Genomic DNA, 15950 nt, shown 5'->3' on the forward strand with positions numbered 1-15950 from the left:
CATGTACAAACGGGTCAGACTCAAGGATACGGTCGAGGTCCCCCCAGAGCACCTCGCGGACGTGACGCCGAACTTAGTGAAGAAGCTCCTGCAGGACAAGTTGGAGGGTCGAATGGACGAAGACGTCGGGAGCGTCGTCAGCGTCGTGAACGTTCACGACATCGGTGACGGCGCGGTACTCCCGAACCGACCGGGCGTCTACTACGAAGCGGAGTTCGACGCGGTCACCTTCGACCCCCAGATGCAGGAAGTCGTGGACGGGGAAATCGTGGAAGTGGTCAACTTCGGTGCCTTCGTCGGCATCGGGCCGGTCGACGGCCTGCTCCACGTCTCCCAGATTTCGGACGAGTACCTCGCCTACGACGAAGAGGGTCAGATGCTCGCCTCCCGCGAGTCGAACCGCACGCTCGGTGTCGGCGACTCGGTGCGGGCGCGCATCGTCACCAAGAGCATCGACGAACGGAATCCGCGCGAGAGCAAAATCGGGCTTACCGCCAAGCAGGTCGGTCTCGGCAAGCACGGTTGGCTCAAAGAGGAGCGCGAGAAGCGACAAGCGACCACTGAGAGTGAGTAACGATGGCCGGTGACCGCCTCGCCTGTCGCGAATGTCACGCCGTGGTCGAACCAGACGAGGACACCTGCCCCATCTGCGGGTCGACCAGTCTCACCGAGGACTGGGCAGGCTACGTCATCATCTCCCACCCCGACGAAAGCCAGATTGCCGAGGAGATGGAAGTGACCGAACCGGGCAAGTACGCGCTGAAGGTCCGGTAGGCCACCGTGGGCGTTCTCGTCACGCTCCCCGCGGAGATGCGCGGGGAACTCAAGGAGCCGATGGGGCCCATTTTCACCGACGCCGAGCGCCTGCTGGCGGCGGCGGGCGACGGACCGCTCGTCGCCGTCGGCGACGTCGTGACCTACCACCTCGAACGCGCCGGGGTCGCACCCGACGTGGCCGTGGTGGACGGCCTGACCAAGCGCGAGGAAGTCGAGGACCGAGTCGCCGAGGGCGTCGCGCGCCTCGGCGGCGAGAGTCGGGAGGTCCGCGTCGAGAACCCCGCGGGAGCCGTCTCCGGCGAGTTGGCCCGCGAACTGAAAGCGGCCATCGCGGACCCGGAACCGACCGTCCTCGTCGTGAGCGGCGAGGAGGACCTCGCGACGCTCCCGGCAATCGTGGCCGCGCCGCTGGGCGCGAGCGTCGTCTACGGCCAACCCGACGAGGGGATGGTCCTCGCCGACGTGACCGACGAAGCGAAGGCCGAGGTGCGCGACCTCCTGAGCCGAATGGACGGCGATTCAGACGCCCTGTTCGAAATTCTGGACGCGGCGTAGCGTCGGACCGCGGTCGAACACCGATTACTCTCCCGCGAACGAACGTGAGCGAGCGGACCGAGGAATCCCCGAAGGAGCGCCTCCGGCGCGACTGAGGGGGTGACGACGTGTTTTTGGTCGAGCTTTTGCGAGGGAGGAAATTCGCCGGGGCGGATTTCCGACCGCTGGAAAAGGTCGTAGCGTCGTTCGTAATCCTTTTACAGGCTACGTGGCCAAGTAGTGAGTAACTGAGCGATACACATGGAAGTCGAAATCCTCTCCGAGGAGCAGAATCCGATGCTCCACCGGTCCGAAGTGCGGTTCCAGATAGTTCACGACGAAGAAACGCCCTCGCGCCTGTCGGTCCGCGACAGCCTCGCGGCGAAACTCGACAAGGACTCCAGCGAGGTCGTCGTCCACGAGATGAACACCAAGTTCGGGATGCGCAAGACCGTCGGCTACGCGAAGGTCTACGACAGCCCCGAACACGCCCGCGACGTCGAGCAGGAGTACATGCTCGAACGCAACAAAATCGCGGCTGACACCGACGCCGAAGCCGAGGCGGAGGAGGCCGAATAATGGCGCGCAACGAGTACTACAACGACGACGGCACGACCGACAAAGAGCAGTGTACCCGGTGTGGGGACGCCTTCCTCGCCGACCACGACGACCGCCTCCACTGCGGTCGCTGTGGCTACACCGAGTGGAAGTAGGCGATGCGCGTCCTCGGAATCGAGGGCACCGCGTGGGCGGCCAGCGCGGCCGTGTACGACACGAACGCCGACCCGGATTCGATTTTTATCGAGACCGACGCCTACCAACCGGACAGCGGCGGGATTCACCCGCGCGAGGCCGCAGAACACATGAGCGACGCTGTCCCCGAAGTCGTGGAGACGGCCTTGGAGGCGGCCGACGGTCCCGTGGACGCGGTGGCGTTCTCTCGCGGCCCGGGTCTCGGCCCCTGCCTGCGGACGGTCGGCACCGCGGCCCGGGCGCTGGCCCAGACGCTGGACGTGCCCCTCGTCGGCGTCAACCACATGGTCGCGCACCTCGAAATCGGCCGCCAGCACTCGGAGTTCGACTCGCCGGTCTGCCTGAACGCCTCGGGCGCGAACGCCCACGTGCTGGGCTATCGGAACGGCCGGTACCGCGTGCTCGGCGAGACGATGGACACCGGCGTCGGCAACGCCATCGACAAGTTCACCCGCCACGTCGGGTGGTCCCACCCCGGCGGGCCGAAGGTCGAGGAGGCGGCGAAGGACGGCGAGTACGTCGAACTCCCCTACGTGGTCAAGGGGATGGACTTCTCGTTCTCGGGCATCATGAGCGCCGCGAAAGACGCCTACGACGCAGGCGTCCCCGTCGAGGACGTCTGTTACTCCCTTCAGGAGAACGTCTTCGGCATGCTCACGGAGGTCGCCGAGCGCGCGCTCTCGCTGACCGGGAGCGACGAACTCGTCCTCGGCGGCGGCGTCGGACAGAACGCCCGCCTCCGGGAGATGTTGCGGGAGATGTGCGACCAGCGCGGCGCGGACTTCTTCGCGCCCGACCCGCGATTCCTCCGGGACAACGCCGGGATGATAGCGGTCCTCGGCGCGGAGATGGTTCGGGCGGGCGACACCATCGCGGTCGAGGAGTCGGCGGTGGACTCGAACTTCCGGCCGGACCAAGTGCCGGTCACGTGGCGCTCCGACGAGGAGTCTGTTGCCCGGTGGCGCGAGGAGGGGAGCGAAGTGAAAGGCGCGGAGGCCACCGTCGAAATCGGCGACGAGCGCGTCACCAAGCGCCGCTTGCCGAAAAGCTACCGACACCCCGAACTCGACGCGCGACTCCGGCGCGCCCGGACAGTTCTCGAAGCGCGCCTGACTAGCGAGGCCCGCAGGCAAGGCGTGCCGACGCCGGTCGTCTACGACGCCGACCCCGAGGAGGGCGTACTGGTGTTCGAGCGCGTGGGCGAGGCCGACCTCCGCGAGCGACTGACGGCCGTCCGGGTGCGCGACGTTGCCCGCCACCTCGCGGCGATTCACGGCGCGGGGTTCGTCCACGGCGACCCGACGACGCGAAACGTCCGAGTGGACGGCGAGCGCACCTACCTCATCGACTTCGGATTGGGATACAACACCGACGACGCCGAGGACTACGCGATGGACCTCCACGTCTTCGGCCAGAGCCTCGCCGGAACCGCGGACGACGCCGAGGCGCTCCGAGAGGCCTTCGAGGCGGCCTACGCCGAAGTCGGCGACGAGGCGACCCTCGACCGCCTCCGGGAAGTCGAGGGCCGCGGTCGGTACCAGTGACCCGCGCCCGGCGACGCTGATTCTCCGGGCGACGACGACTCTCCGGGCGCGCGGCGAGCGTCAGCGGGTCAAATCAGCATCCCGGACTGCAACAGCGCGATGAGTCCCGTCAGCGTCACCACGCTGGCTATCGTACTCGCGAAAATCGCGGTACTCACGTACTCGGGGCCGGTCAGTCCGCCTTCGCCGCCCGAGTCGTATTCGATGGACAGAATTAGCGGCGTGACTGCGGCGGGCATCCCGCACTCCAGCACGAACACCCGTGCGACCGCCGGGTTCGCCCCGAGACCGAGCAGGAGGGCGACTCCGACACCGACCAGCGGCGCGACGAAGAGCTTCAACCCGTTCGAGACGCCGACGCGCGAGATGGCCGCGCCGTGCTTCGTGTTCGCCAACTGGATGCCGAGCATCAGCAGCATCACCGGGATGGAGGCGTCGCCGACGAGTCGCAGGGTCTCCATCGCCGCGGTGTCGCCGGCGGGCACGACGCCGAGCCATCGCGCGAGCCACGCCGCGGCGACGGCGTAGACCAGCGGCAGGCGAAACACTTCGGCCGCGGCCGAGCGGAGGTCGGTTTCCTCGCCGCGCGAGGCCAGATAGACGCCGACGGTGTACATCAGCAGCGACTGGCCCGCGATGTAGAGGACCGCGGTCGAGCGCCCGACCGCGCCGAACGCGAACGCCGACAGCGGGATGCCGTAGTTGCCCGCGTTGGGGAACGACGACGAGAGGACGAGCGCGCCCAGCACGGGTTCGGACTCGCCGAGCAGGCGGCCGACGATCTCCGCGAGGAGGACCATCGCCACGGTGAACAGCGCGACTCCGAAGATGAGTTTCGCGGCCAGTTCGCCCGAGATGTCGGAGGTGGCGAGGCTGTGGAAGATGAGCGCGGGCGTCAGAACGTAGATGGTGACGGTCCCCAGCGGGTCCACGTCGATGTCACGGGCCTTCCCGAGCAGGAAGCCGACCGCAGCGACCGACAGGACCGGAAGGATAGCCGTCCCGAGCGCAGAGACGAGTGACACGTCTGAGAGGGTGGCGGTTCGTCGTTACAAAGGTGTCGAACCCGGTCAACCGTGCGGTCGGGCCGGAACCGGAGGGCCCGAGCGAATCGCCTCACTCCTCGCCCGGCGGGGTGAGGTCGCGCTGGAACTCGTCGAAGACCTCCAACTCGTCGGGAATCTCGTACTCGATGCGGCGGCCCTCCTTGTCGGTCTCCGCGTCCGAGTCCACCGGTTCGGCCGCGTCCTCCCATCCGGGCTTGATTTTCACGCTCTTGGCGGGTTGGCCCACCGCGATGTGGTGGTCAGGTACGTCGCGCTGGACGACCGACTTCGCGCCGACGATGGCGTTCTCGCCGACGCGGACCCCCGCCCGGATCATCGAGTCGTAGGTGACCCGCGCGTCGTCGGCGATGACGGTCCGGTAGTTCTTCACCTCGGTCTGGTCCACCACGTCGTGGTCGTGGGTGTAGACGTGGGCCGAGTCGGAGATGGAGACGCGGTCGCCGACGGTCAACTCGCCGCGGTCGTCCAGATGCACGTCGTCGTGGACGACGACGTTGTCCCCCATCGTGATGTTGTGGCCGTAGGTGAACGTGATGCCTTTGAAGAACCGACAGTTGTCGCCGCACTCGGCGAAGAGGTGGTCGGCGAGCATCGCGCGGAACCGGAGCGCGAACTCCACGTTGTCGGCCATCGGCGTGGCGTCGAACTGCCGCCAGAGCCACTGGAGGTGCTTGGACCGCTTGAACTTCTCCTCGTCTTTCTCGGCGTAGTACTCGCTTTCGAGCGTCGCGTTACACGGGTCGTAGCTCTGGAGGCGCACCGTTTCGGCCGGCGAGACGGTTTCGCCGTTCTGCCATCGGTCGTAGGCGTCCCGGTCGCCGTGGAGGTCCACCAGCACCTCCTCGACCACCTCGCACGTCCGCTCGGACCCATCCGGTCCGGCGTTCGAGAGTCGCTGGTCTACCTCCGCGACGAATTCTTCGAGCGAGTCCTCCATCTCGTCGGGGAGGGTCACGTGGCGTTTAGTCATACAGGGTCCTCCGTGGTCACTTACGTCTACTTGTCATCCTGTCTTGATGGGGGTTTTGGTTGCGGCGCAGAGTGCAGAAACCGCCTCGCGTCGGGCGCGGAACGACCGATGGGTCCGACGCGAGCGAGAAATGCGACGACGCGGCGCTCTCAGGCGAGGAAGACGTGCCGCGGCCGGTCGGCCAGCACGTCCCGGCCCCAGTCGACGGTGTCCGAGAAGGCGTCGCTCCGGAAGAACGACATGGCGTCGTCCTTGGACTCCCACTGACTGGCGATGAACATGTCGTTCTCGTCCTCGCGGTTGGCCAGCAGGTCGGTTTCGAGGTGGCCGTCCATGTCCGCCAGCAGGCCGCCTACCGTCTCGAACTTCTCGACGAAGTCCTCGCGATGTTCGGGCTTTACGGTGTAGAACATTCCCATCGTTCCGAATCCGCTCTCCTCACCGGCACGGGCCACGATGCCCGGTAGGTCCGCGAGGAACCCGCCCGCGGTGTCGGCCGCGCTCTGGGTCTCCCAGATGCTCACGACCGCCGACCGGTCCCGGCCGCTGGCCTCGTAGACGGCGGTCTTGACGTGGGTGTCGTAGTGGTCGAAGTTGCCCCGGAGGCCGTCCACCTCCTCGAACAGTTCGTCGGGGTCGGCCTCCGAGTAGAGGACCATCGCGTACACGTCCTCGCCGTGTGGCTGACCCGCGTAGATGTCGAGGTCTTCGAGTTCGCCCCGGATGCTCCCGGCGTCGTCGTCCGAGTCGCGGTCCCCGCCGCTCTCACCGTGGTGGTGGCCGCCTTCGCCGCCGCCGTGGCCGTGGTGGCTCTCGGACTCCCCGTGATGGCCGCCCTCGCCGTGAGCGTGGTCGCCCTCACCGTGGGGGTGGCCGGACGCTCCGTCGTCCTCCTCGGCAGGGACCGCCTCCCCGGCCATAAACGCGGGCAGGTCCTCGGGCGGGAACTGCCGACCGAAGTAGAAGGGACCGAACTCGGCGTACTTCGAACTGCTCTCGTCGAACCGGAGTTCGTAGAGCAGGTCCTTGATGTTCGTCGCGTCGTTGCTGAACAGGTCGACGCCCCACTCGTAGTCGTCGAAGCCGATGGAACCGGTGATGACCTGCGAGACCTGTCCCGCGTAGGTCTTACCGATTTCGCCGTGGGTGTCCATCATGTCGGCGCGCTCGTCGAAGGGGAGGTCGTACCAGTTCTCGCCCGGCGCGCGGCGCTTGTCCATCGGGTAGAAGCAGACGAACTCGCTGTCGGGAATCTCGGGGTAGAGTTTGCTCTCGGCGTAGCGCGCCAGCCCCGTGTCCTCGATTTCCGACGGCTCCTTGGTCATCTCTTCGTTGGTGTAGCCGCCGACCTCCGTCACCGAGACGTAGGAGTTGGTCTGGTCGGTGTACTCGGCGAACGCGGTCTCCTCAAAGGCGCGTTCGGCGGTATCGAGGTCAGCCATCGTCGGCCGGAAGTGAATCACGAGCAGGTCGGCCTTGTGGCCGAGCATCGAGAACACCGCCGAGGAACCGTCCTCGGCGTCGGTCACGTCCACGCGGTCGCGCAGGAACGAGACGCCAGCGTCGAGGGCGGCCTCGCGCTCTCGCTCCGGGGCGTCTCGCCACGCGTCCCAGTCGATGGTTCGGAAGTCGTGAAGCGCGTACCAACCCTCGTTCGTCGCCGGGGGTTCTCTGGTCATGTTTCCATCTCGGTTCCGGGGCGGTAATAGGTTTTTGAGTCGGACTCGTTCGCCGACGCGGCGCCGCGGACGCCCTCGCCCGGACGCCGTAGACGCCCGGCCGAACTCCGGGAGACCCGGCCGCGGCGTCCGCGACCGTATTCCCGCCGAACGCTGGTTTCCCCGACCGAAAGCCTTTCAAAAATAGGGTCGGAATCTTCCGGCAATGCGGAAAAGCGGCCCGCCGAAAGGCCTCATCGCGTATCTCGTACTCGAACTGCTAGACGAAAAGCCCCGGTACGGATACGAGATACTCAAGGAAATCCGATCCATCAGCGGCGGCCACTGGGAGCCCTCCTACGGCTCCGTCTACCCCATCCTCTACAAGTTCGAGGAGAAGGGGTGGGCCGAGCGAATCGAGCGCGAGGACGAACCCGACCGCAAGTACTTCGAACTCACCGACGCGGGCCGCGAGGAACTCGCCGAGAAGCGCGAGGAGACCGGCGGCAAGGCCCGGGACTTCGCGGACGTGATTTTGGGCTTCTACCACGTCTTCGCGGCGTTCGCCACCGACGACCGCTTCGAGGTCGAGGACCGCGCCGACGAGTGGCGCTTCGACGAGGACTTCAACGGATGGATAGTCGAACAACTGATTCGCCACTACGAGCGGGACTTCGGCGACTTCGAGCGCATCCCCGACACGCCCGAGGAGTTCGCCGAGCGCATGGGACTGGACGACGAGGAGTAGCGGCCTGTTTTACGCGATGTACGTGGGGAAGACGGCGAACGGCGCTATCCCGACAGCAACTGCGGCCCGAACACCATCAGCAGGAGGCTGACCAGCATCACTAGACCGATGGTCGTCGTGACCATCGTCGCCAACTGGCGGCGCTGGTCGGTCGGAAGCCGGGAGACGACCGCCTCGGTACTCATCCGAAGCATGTGGCCGCCGTCCAGCGGGAACGCCGGGATGCAGTTGAAGAACCCGAGGTTCAGGTTCACCCACCCGGTCCAGAACAGCACGTTCGCCAGCACGAACAGGCCCCAATCGCCGAGGAACGAGAGCGGGCCGCCCGCGGCGGTGTAGAAGCCGCCGTTCCACGCGACGAAGCCCGCGAAGTTGTAGGCGTAGGGGAGCGAGACGCTCGCGAACGGGAGCACCAGAACTCCGAAGACGCCCGACAGGAACGAGAGTATCGGACCGCCGATTCCTCCGACGACGGTTCCGAGGTCACCGCCGAGCAGGCCCAGATACTCCTCGGCGGGGTAGAGTTGCACGCCGAAGCCGTTGACCGAGACGCCGCTGGTCCCCTGCGTGAGGAAGATGCCCAGCATGGCGTCGCCGTTCTCGCCGCCGAGCGTCACCTCGTAGGACTCGGCGGTTCCGTTGACGACGGCGTCGATAGTCACGGTGTCTTGCGGGGCGTACCGGTCGAGCGTCGCGCTGAGTTCCGAGGCGTTCCGGATTCGCTCGCCGTCGATGGCAGTGATGACGACCGTCCCCTCGGTCGGCATCCCGTCGTTCGCGGCGGGGCGGTCGGGGCGGACCGACACCAGCGCGCCGATCGGACCGGTGACGGTCTCGCCGCTCTGGGTCTCGAAGGTGGCCGTTCGCCGGTCGGCGACCGCGCGGTCGAACTCCGCCTCGGTGTGGACCGTGGTCCCGTTGACCGCGACGATGGTGTCGCCCTTCTGAATGCCGTCTTCCTCGTCGCTCGCCGCGAACGGCGAGTTAGTGTAGATGCCGTTGACGAGGAGCGAGCGCTCGATGGTGGTCGTCTCGCCGCTGGCGAGCGTCACCTCGACCGAGCGCCCCTCGACCTGCGAGAGGCTGGTAGCGAGGTCCTCGTTGCTCTCGACCCGATTGCCGTTCACCGCGACGATGCGGTCGCCCGCCGAGAGGCCCGCCTCGTCGGCGGCCGACCCCGGCAGCGCCCCGCCGATTGCCGCGCCGGGCGCGACAGCGATGGAGCCGACGACCGGCCCGAACAGGAGGAGGAAAGCGGCGATAGTGACCGCGAAGTTGTTGGTGACGCCGGCCGCGAACATCCGGCTCTGGCTCCCGCGGTCCGCGTTCCGACGGCTGTCCTCGTCGGGTTCCACGAACGCGCCGATGGGGAGGACCGCGAGCAGCGCGAGGCCCATCGAGCGAATCTCGATGTCCTCGACCCGGCACATGATGCCGTGACCGCCCTCGTGGACCACGAGACCGACGAGCAGTCCGAACAGGATTTCGGGTGCGACTGACAGCGGGAGGAACTGGTTGACCCCCGGAATCACGAGGACGTTCTGCGGTTGGGTCGCCGCGCTTTCGGGCGGCGGATTCTGGACGACGGCGACCGCCTGCACGACGAGCAGGAGGAACGACCCGAGCATCACGACCAGCGCGATGCCGAGACCGAAGTTCCCCCACGCCTTCCAGAGTCGCTTCGGCGAGGCGATCCAATCGAGAAAGTCCTTCCCGCGCTGGGTGTGGAGAGTCAGAATCGGGCCCTGGGTACCGACGTACGACGGCAGGAGCCCCTGGGAGTCGAGGACCAACACCCCGAGCCAGTATATCGCGATACCGAGGAGGACCCACACGAGCGTGTTCATCGGGCGAAAAAAGGGACGCGCCAGTCAAAGGCGTTTGGGAACGCTACGATACCGCTACTGCGAACCGGAGGAACTCGACGTGCTGTCGGCGGTCTGCCAGTCCTCTTCGAGTTCCTGCTGCTCGCCGCTCGACTTCCGGCGCTGGCGGAGTTTCCGGACCGCTGCCGCCCCGGCCGCGGTTCCGCCGAGGATGGCGAGTCGGCGACCGTACTTCTTGACGCGGCTCTTGCCGCCCGATTTGGACTGCTGGTCGGGTTCGGCCTCGACCTCCATCACGTTGGCGACCTCCTCGGGGTCGACGTCGGCCTGTCGCTGCGTTCCTTCCATCTGTTCATCCTCGACCGATTCGACTCGCTTCAGTGCTGGTTTCTCGAGATTGAGTTCGATTATCGCCATAGTAATCTCCTTGGGTCGGTGCGGGCGTAACGGTGCCGCCCGACTCTCTGACGGAAGAAAGGGGGGCTAACCACTTTGTTATGGTGGCTCTACTTTTAACCGCTCGCCCGGAAACCGTCGGAGTCGGGTCGTGGACCGCCTCACGCCTCTCGGCGAAGTCGGGCCAGCACGAACGCCTCGTCGAGGTTGGCGAGGAACGGGCCGAGTTTCGGCCCCTCCTCGTCGTCGAAGAAGAGGCGATAGCCGACCGAGAAGAACTCGCCGATGTCGATGTCGTGGCGCTTGGCGGTCTCGTATATCTCGCCCTGAATCTCGTCGGGGTCGTCGTGGCTCGCCACGAAGTCCGCGAGTTCGTCCAGCGCCGCTTCGGTCTCCGCATCGAGGTCCACGTCGGGCATCTCGGCGCGCTTGAGTTCGTAGTCGAACTCGTTGCCGGTCCGGCGCGCCCACTCGCGGGCGCGGGCGACTCGCGAGAGCGCGAACTCCGTGACCCACTCGGGCGCGTCGTCGGGGACGTGACCCTCCCGTCGGGCGATGTCTTCCCGGAGGTCCGGGTCGTCGGTCATCCCGAGGACCGCCGCGAAGGTGTACGGCAGGCGGACGCGCTCGCGGAACGTCTCGTCGGCGAGCGCGTCGAGTCGCTCGCGTCGGTCGTCGTCGGTGACGGGCACGCTCTTCTCGTCGGGGGACGCGACGGGTTCGCCGTCGGCGTCGAACCGGGCCGCGAGCGTCGGCCGGATGGTCGGCGGGTAGGCGGCCGACGCGATTTCGGCGGCCTTCTCGTCGGCGTCGGACTCCCCGTCGCGGTCGTCCTCGCCGTAGTAGGTGCGCTCGAACGCGTCGAAGTCGTCCACGAGGTGGTCGAAGTGTTCGACGCTGAAGTCGCGGGCCTTGCTCGGGTCCTTGGTGAAGAAGTACCGGAGGACCTCTGGTTCTATCATCTCCAGCACGTCCTGGACCATGACGACGTGGCCCGACGACGACGAGAACGCCTCGCCGTCGAGCGTGAACCACTCGTAGGCCATCGGGACCGGCGGTTCGATACCGAGGACGTTGCGGGCCACGTCGGACCCGCTGGGCCACGAGCCTTCGGCGTGGTCCTTGCCGAACGGTTCGTGGTCGACGCCCAGCACCTGCCACTGGCCGGGCCACTCGAAGCGCCACGGGAGTTTGCCCTCGCGGAAGGTGGCGGTGCCCTCGTGGCCACACCCCTCGATGGTCTGGTCGCCCGCCTCCATGTCGGTGCAGACGTACTCGACGGTTCTCCCGTCGACGTCCACCTCGGTGACGGTCTCGGTTATCTTGCCGCACTCCTCGCAGATGGGGTTGAACGGAACGTAGTCCTCGTCGACCTTGTCCTGATAGTGCGAGAGGACCTCGCGTGCGTTCTCCCGGTTGTCGAGTAGGTGTTCGGTCAGGTCCTCGAACTCGCCCTCCTCGTAGAGTTCGGTGTTCGAGACCATCTCGACCGGGATGCCCAGCAGTTCGGCGCTTCGCTCGATGAGGTTCGAGAAGTGTTCGCCGTAGGAGTCACAGCACTCGAACGGGTCGGGGATGTCGGTGTAGGGCTTGCCGAGATTCCGGCCCAAGGCGCCCGCGTTCACGTCGCCCAACTCCACGATGTTCCCGTCGAGGTCGGCCAGCTTTCGGGGAAGCTTTCGGAGCGGGTCGCGGTCGTCGGCGGTGAACACCTGCCGGACCTCGTAGCCCCGACTGCGGAGGGCTTCGGCGACGAAGTAGCCCCGGACGATTTCGTTCATGTTGCCGAGGTGCGGGACGCCGGAGGGCGAGATGCCGCCCTTGACGACGATGGGTTCCTCGGGGTCGCGGTCGAGAATCCGGTCGGCGACCGACTCGGCCCAGAAGGCGTGGGACTGTGGCCCCTGGAGGACGTAGGGGTCGTCGTCGGGGTGCATCTCGCGGGCGTCGTCCGCCGACTCGTCGGTGGCAGAGTCGTCGCTCATTGCTCGTCGCTCGCCCAGTAGGTCATCTGGTCGTCCGCGCCCTCGGGCACGATGTCGGTGCCCTCGTGTTCGCCGAACCGGACCGCGTCGGCGATTCGCTCGGGTTCGGTACCGTCGAGGACGATGGTCCGCACGCCCGACCGCTCGATGAGTTTCGCCGCGAGCAGGTCCACGGGCGCGGAACTCCCGGCGTTCATCTCCAGACCCGCGATGACGTCCACGAGTTCGCTCGCGGTGAGTTCGTCGAACTTCTGGGCGTCGTCGGTCTCGTTCGGGTCGTCGCTGAACACGCCGGGGACGCTGGTCGCGTAGACCAGCAGGTCGGCGTTGGTGTACTCCGCCAGCGCCGCGCTCACGGCATCGGTGGTCTGGCCCGGCGTGACTCCGCCCATCACGGCGATGTCTCCCCGATGCATCGCCGCGCCCGCCGACTCGTAATCCTCGGGCGGACTCGGCGCGGCCTGCTCGGACAGCGCCGCGATGAGCAGACGGGCGTTAAGTCGCGTCACGTCGATGCCGATGTCGTCGAGTTCTATCTCGTTGGCCCCGAGTTCGCGCGCCGCGCCGATGTACTCTCGGGCGACGCCGCCGCCGCCGACGACGGTTCCGACGGTACAGCCTTCGGCGGCGAGGTCCTCGATTACGTCGGCGTGAGCGCGGACGCGTTCGGACCCGAGGTCCGGCGCGAGGACGCTCCCGCCGATGGAGACGACTACTTTCATTCTGTGGCGCTATTGTCCGGACGCGGCCTTAAGGATTGCCAACTGTCGGGAGCGACGCCCCGAGATTCGTCACCGACAGCGGTCCACGTGCGGGTCTCGCTCACGTTTCTCACGGGGTCCGGAACCGGCGAACCGACCCTTCGACGCGCACTCCCCGAAGGTAAGAGCGGATAGGGGCCACCGAAGGCTACAAGCGCGCCCCGGTCCAAAATCGCGGTATGCACGTACTGAGCGTCGTCGGCCCGGACTCGGCGGCACGGGCGGTCGCCGACCGACTGGCGAACCGACTCGGTGAGGACGAACGGGTGGCGGCGATTCACCGGACCGACACCAACGTCGAGACCCACGAGGAACCCGCGGACGCGAAGTACGAACTCGACCCCGAGGGGTGGACGGCCTCCGGGCGCGACCGGTCGCTGGCCGACCTGCTGGTCGACCTCACGCCGGACTACGACTACGCGCTCCTCGTCGGGTTCCCCGAGGCCGACGCGCCGCGAGTGGTCATCGGCAGCGACGGGACCGCCGCGGCCGGGAGTTCCGCCGAAGACGACTCCGAATCGCCGGGCGAACTCCTCGTGCGGGCCGACTCCCCGGCCGACGTGGATCCCGCCGAGGTCCGCGCGCGACTCGACGGTACCGAACCGTACGAGACCCTCGAATCGCTCGTGGCCGAGGTCAAGCGGTCGGACGACGCGCCCTACTCGGGGGCAATCGCCACCTTCACCGGACGAGTCCGAGCGAAGGAGGACCCCGACGACGACCCGACCGAGCGTCTGGAGTTCGAGAAGTACGAGGGCGTGGCCGACGAGCGGATGGCCGCCATCAGCGCCGAACTGGAGGAGCGCGAAGGCGTCTACGACGTAGTGATGCACCACCGGACCGGCGTCATCGAGTACGGCGAGGACATCGTGTTCGTCGTCGTGCTGGCGGGCCACCGCGAGGAGGCGTTCCGAACCGTCGAGGACGGCATCGACCGACTCAAAGACGAGGTGCCCATCTTCAAGAAGGAAGTCACGACCGACGAGCAGTTCTGGGTCCACGAGCAGTCCTGAGACGCGACGGCGCCAGACGTTTCTCCCGCGATCACCGTTCACTCGACACCGAGTAACCCCGTCGCCACACCGGTCATCGCCGGGTTGACTTTTCCCGTTATAGTACGATGTCAGTCGCTCACACGCCCTTTCTACTATTACTCTGAATGAAGAAACAAAGACTTAGAACCGCTTTTGAACGATAAGAAAGGAGGAGAAAACGTCGTGAAAAGTCTGTTTTACCCGATTTTCCGGCCTCGTGTGGATTTTGTGACCGAAATCGTCGGAAAACGACACTAATCGTCTGGCCTTTATATCATCCCCTGTCCCCTACGTGGAAATGACGATGAGCGCAACTACCCAGCCCTCCGACGCCCCCGAACCGCAGTCCAAGGAACAGCGCCTCAAGCAGTTCCTCCGGAGCAAGGCGGACGACGGGGAGATGTACTTCAAGAGCAAGTTCATCGCGGACGAAGTCGACCTCTCGGCCAAGGAGATCGGCGCGCTGATGGTCAAGCTCAAAGACTCCGCGACCGACCTCGAAATCGAGAAGTGGTCGTACACGAGCGCGACCACGTGGCGCGTCTGCCCCGCGTAAGTTCGCGCCGTCCCGCTCGCGGTCGAATCGTTGCGTGCGCCGTCCGACTGGTCCCTACTCGGACGCGAACTCCCTTCTTCCGTGCGGTATCTCCGCACGAGTTCCTGCTTCCCGCATCGCCGATAGCTGCCGGAACGGCAGTCGTCTCCGGCCGGTAGCCAGACTCTATTCGGCCGTCGCTGGCCGTCGCCGTGTCACCGCGACCCGCGAACCACGCCGTTTTTCTCCCGTGGCCTCCTTGACACGCGCATGAAGCGGCGCGCGTACCTGCGGTCGCTGGCGGCGGCAGGCACGGTCGGGGCGGCTGGCTGTCTGCGGACCGCCGGGAGCCAGCAGACCACCACTTCCGAGGAGCCGCGGTTCCGCATCGAGACGGTGACGATGGAGTTGGAGGTCCCGTGGGGCGTCGGCGTCGCGCCCGACGGCGACCTCCTCGTCACCGAGCGCCCCGGCCGCATCCAGCGCGTCGCCCGCGAGAGCGACCGCAAAGAGCAGGTCGCAGACCTCACCGACGCGGTGGCCGCCCGCGGGGAGGGCGGCCTGCTCGGGTTCGCGCTCCACCCCGACGACCCCGACCTCGCGTACACCTACCAGACCTACGACGGCGAGGACGGTCTCGCCAACCGCGTGGTGCGCCACCGAGTCTCCGAAGACTTCGCGCGCGAGTCGGTCGTCCTCGACGGGATTCCGGCCTCGACCGTCCACGACGGCGGTCGCATCGCGTTCGGTCCCGAGGGGAGCCTCTTCGTCACGACCGGCGACGCCGGTCGGGGGAGCCGCGCGCAGGACCGCGACTCGCTGGCCGGGAAGGTTCTCAGGCTGACTCCCGACGGCGAACCTCACCCGGACAACCCCTTCGGCAACGCCGCGTTCACCTACGGCCACCGGAACCCGCAGGGCCTCGCGTGGCGAGAGGGAACACTCTACGCCACGGAACACGGTCCCTCGTCCGGCGACGAAATCAACGTCCTCCGGGCCGGGAACAACTACGGGTGGCCCGACGTCACGGGACCGAGCGACGGCGACCGATTCACCGACCCCATCGCGGCCTACACCCCGACCATCGCGCCCGGAAGCGCGGCCTTCTACGAGGGTCCGGTCGAGGACTGGCGGGGCGACTTCTTCTTCGGCACGCTCGCGGGAACACATCTCCACCGCGTACGAATCGACGACCGGAACGAAGTGGTCGAGCAAGAGCGCCTGCTCGACGGGAAGTACGGCCGCCTCCGGACGGTGTTCACCGGCCCGGACGACCACCTCTACGTCACGACCAGCAACAGGGACGGTCGGGGGACGCCCGCTCCGCAGGACGACCGCATCCTCCGGATTCAGCCCGTTTGA

The 15950-nt window shown here is 66.9% G+C and carries 17 protein-coding genes; 10 read left to right on the top strand and 7 right to left on the bottom strand.

Going from position 1 to position 15950, the window contains the following annotated elements:
* Position 1: 1 nt before the first annotated feature.
* From M0R89_RS04285 to M0R89_RS04310, 6 genes are all read left to right on the top strand, one after another.
* Positions 2 to 574: a DNA-directed RNA polymerase gene (locus tag M0R89_RS04285; RefSeq protein WP_137284470.1), complete on the top strand. Its 573-nt coding sequence runs from the start codon at positions 2 to 4 to the stop codon at positions 572 to 574.
* Between the two features lie 2 nt (positions 575 to 576).
* Entirely contained in the window at positions 577 to 774 is a 198-nt protein-coding gene (gene spt4 / locus M0R89_RS04290; protein WP_248651333.1) for a transcription elongation factor subunit Spt4, read from the top strand.
* Positions 775 to 810: 36 nt separating this feature from the next.
* Positions 811 to 1332, top strand: a complete 522-nt coding sequence (locus M0R89_RS04295; protein ID WP_248652315.1) for a GTP-dependent dephospho-CoA kinase family protein — start codon at positions 811 to 813, stop codon at positions 1330 to 1332.
* A 240-nt stretch (positions 1333 to 1572) separates the two neighbouring features.
* A complete protein-coding gene (locus M0R89_RS04300; RefSeq protein ID WP_248651334.1) occupies positions 1573 to 1890 on the top strand; it encodes a 30S ribosomal protein S24e in 318 nt (105 codons plus the stop codon).
* Positions 1890 to 2024 (top strand): 30S ribosomal protein S27ae, encoded by a 135-nt coding sequence (locus M0R89_RS04305; RefSeq protein ID WP_248651335.1) that lies wholly within the window; start codon positions 1890 to 1892, stop codon positions 2022 to 2024. Before M0R89_RS04300 ends, M0R89_RS04305 begins: the two co-directional genes overlap by 1 nt.
* Before the next feature lie 3 nt (positions 2025 to 2027).
* Positions 2028 to 3608, top strand: a complete 1581-nt coding sequence (locus tag M0R89_RS04310) for a bifunctional N(6)-L-threonylcarbamoyladenine synthase/serine/threonine protein kinase (RefSeq protein ID WP_248651336.1) — start codon at positions 2028 to 2030, stop codon at positions 3606 to 3608.
* A gap of 68 nt (positions 3609 to 3676) precedes the next feature.
* On the opposite strand, the gene M0R89_RS04315 is transcribed toward M0R89_RS04310, so the two are convergent.
* The 3 genes from M0R89_RS04315 to M0R89_RS04325 all read right to left on the bottom strand — a co-directional run bounded on the left by M0R89_RS04315 (position 3677) and on the right by M0R89_RS04325 (position 7324).
* Complete coding sequence (locus M0R89_RS04315) at positions 3677 to 4633, bottom strand: AEC family transporter (protein ID WP_248651337.1); 957 nt, start codon at positions 4631 to 4633, stop codon at positions 3677 to 3679.
* A gap of 91 nt (positions 4634 to 4724) precedes the next feature.
* Positions 4725 to 5645 carry an acyltransferase gene (locus tag M0R89_RS04320; RefSeq protein ID WP_248651338.1) on the bottom strand — a complete coding sequence of 307 codons (921 nt, stop codon included), beginning with the start codon at positions 5643 to 5645 and terminating at the stop codon, positions 4725 to 4727.
* A gap of 149 nt (positions 5646 to 5794) precedes the next feature.
* Entirely contained in the window at positions 5795 to 7324 is a 1530-nt protein-coding gene (locus tag M0R89_RS04325) for a heme-binding protein (protein WP_248651339.1), read from the bottom strand.
* 205 nt (positions 7325 to 7529) lie between these two features.
* Here M0R89_RS04325 and M0R89_RS04330 point away from each other — a divergent pair, with 205 nt between their 5' ends.
* The gene (locus M0R89_RS04330) at positions 7530 to 8051 is read left to right on the top strand and encodes a PadR family transcriptional regulator (protein WP_248651340.1); all 522 of its coding nucleotides are present in this window, start codon (positions 7530 to 7532) and stop codon (positions 8049 to 8051) included.
* 44 nt (positions 8052 to 8095) lie between these two features.
* Here M0R89_RS04330 and M0R89_RS04335 read toward each other — a convergent pair whose 3' ends face one another.
* From M0R89_RS04335 to pyrH, 4 genes are all read right to left on the bottom strand, one after another.
* Positions 8096 to 9898: a site-2 protease family protein gene (locus tag M0R89_RS04335; protein ID WP_248651341.1), complete on the bottom strand. Its 1803-nt coding sequence runs from the start codon at positions 9896 to 9898 to the stop codon at positions 8096 to 8098.
* Positions 9899 to 9952: 54 nt separating this feature from the next.
* A complete protein-coding gene (locus M0R89_RS04340) occupies positions 9953 to 10294 on the bottom strand; it encodes a hypothetical protein (RefSeq protein ID WP_248651342.1) in 342 nt (113 codons plus the stop codon).
* A 140-nt stretch (positions 10295 to 10434) separates the two neighbouring features.
* The gene (lysS, locus tag M0R89_RS04345; RefSeq protein WP_438267674.1) at positions 10435 to 12258 is read right to left on the bottom strand and encodes a lysine--tRNA ligase; all 1824 of its coding nucleotides are present in this window, start codon (positions 12256 to 12258) and stop codon (positions 10435 to 10437) included.
* A complete protein-coding gene (gene pyrH, locus M0R89_RS04350; protein WP_248651343.1) occupies positions 12255 to 12980 on the bottom strand; it encodes a UMP kinase in 726 nt (241 codons plus the stop codon). Before pyrH ends, lysS begins: the two co-directional genes overlap by 4 nt.
* A gap of 218 nt (positions 12981 to 13198) precedes the next feature.
* On the opposite strand from pyrH, the gene M0R89_RS04355 reads away from it, so the two are divergent.
* The 3 genes from M0R89_RS04355 to M0R89_RS04365 all read left to right on the top strand — a co-directional run bounded on the left by M0R89_RS04355 (position 13199) and on the right by M0R89_RS04365 (position 15950).
* The gene (locus M0R89_RS04355) at positions 13199 to 14032 is read left to right on the top strand and encodes a molybdopterin synthase (protein WP_248651344.1); all 834 of its coding nucleotides are present in this window, start codon (positions 13199 to 13201) and stop codon (positions 14030 to 14032) included.
* A 325-nt stretch (positions 14033 to 14357) separates the two neighbouring features.
* On the top strand, positions 14358 to 14609 hold the full coding sequence (locus M0R89_RS04360; RefSeq protein ID WP_248651345.1) for a DUF7123 family protein: 252 nt from the start codon (positions 14358 to 14360) through the stop codon (positions 14607 to 14609).
* 249 nt (positions 14610 to 14858) lie between these two features.
* Positions 14859 to 15950: a PQQ-dependent sugar dehydrogenase gene (locus M0R89_RS04365; protein WP_248651346.1), complete on the top strand. Its 1092-nt coding sequence runs from the start codon at positions 14859 to 14861 to the stop codon at positions 15948 to 15950.

The organism is Halorussus limi (genome assembly GCF_023238205.1).
GTDB classification, from domain to species: Archaea; Halobacteriota; Halobacteria; order Halobacteriales; family Haladaptataceae; genus Halorussus; species Halorussus limi.

Coding starts and splice junctions, on each gene's coding strand:
- M0R89_RS04285 (WP_137284470.1), top strand. CDS start 2: ATGTACAAACGGGTCAGACTCAAGGATACGGTCGAGGTCCCCCCAGAG.
- spt4 (WP_248651333.1), top strand. CDS start 577: ATGGCCGGTGACCGCCTCGCCTGTCGCGAATGTCACGCCGTGGTCGAA.
- M0R89_RS04295 (WP_248652315.1), top strand. CDS start 811: ATGCGCGGGGAACTCAAGGAGCCGATGGGGCCCATTTTCACCGACGCC.
- M0R89_RS04300 (WP_248651334.1), top strand. CDS start 1,573: ATGGAAGTCGAAATCCTCTCCGAGGAGCAGAATCCGATGCTCCACCGG.
- M0R89_RS04305 (WP_248651335.1), top strand. CDS start 1,890: ATGGCGCGCAACGAGTACTACAACGACGACGGCACGACCGACAAAGAG.
- M0R89_RS04310 (WP_248651336.1), top strand. CDS start 2,028: ATGCGCGTCCTCGGAATCGAGGGCACCGCGTGGGCGGCCAGCGCGGCC.
- M0R89_RS04320 (WP_248651338.1), bottom strand. CDS start 5,645: ATGACTAAACGCCACGTGACCCTCCCCGACGAGATGGAGGACTCGCTC.
- M0R89_RS04325 (WP_248651339.1), bottom strand. CDS start 7,324: ATGACCAGAGAACCCCCGGCGACGAACGAGGGTTGGTACGCGCTTCAC.
- M0R89_RS04330 (WP_248651340.1), top strand. CDS start 7,530: ATGCGGAAAAGCGGCCCGCCGAAAGGCCTCATCGCGTATCTCGTACTC.
- M0R89_RS04335 (WP_248651341.1), bottom strand. CDS start 9,898: ATGAACACGCTCGTGTGGGTCCTCCTCGGTATCGCGATATACTGGCTC.
- M0R89_RS04340 (WP_248651342.1), bottom strand. CDS start 10,294: ATGGCGATAATCGAACTCAATCTCGAGAAACCAGCACTGAAGCGAGTC.
- lysS (WP_438267674.1), bottom strand. CDS start 12,258: ATGAGCGACGACTCTGCCACCGACGAGTCGGCGGACGACGCCCGCGAG.
- pyrH (WP_248651343.1), bottom strand. CDS start 12,980: ATGAAAGTAGTCGTCTCCATCGGCGGGAGCGTCCTCGCGCCGGACCTC.
- M0R89_RS04355 (WP_248651344.1), top strand. CDS start 13,199: ATGCACGTACTGAGCGTCGTCGGCCCGGACTCGGCGGCACGGGCGGTC.
- M0R89_RS04360 (WP_248651345.1), top strand. CDS start 14,358: ATGAGCGCAACTACCCAGCCCTCCGACGCCCCCGAACCGCAGTCCAAG.
- M0R89_RS04365 (WP_248651346.1), top strand. CDS start 14,859: ATGAAGCGGCGCGCGTACCTGCGGTCGCTGGCGGCGGCAGGCACGGTC.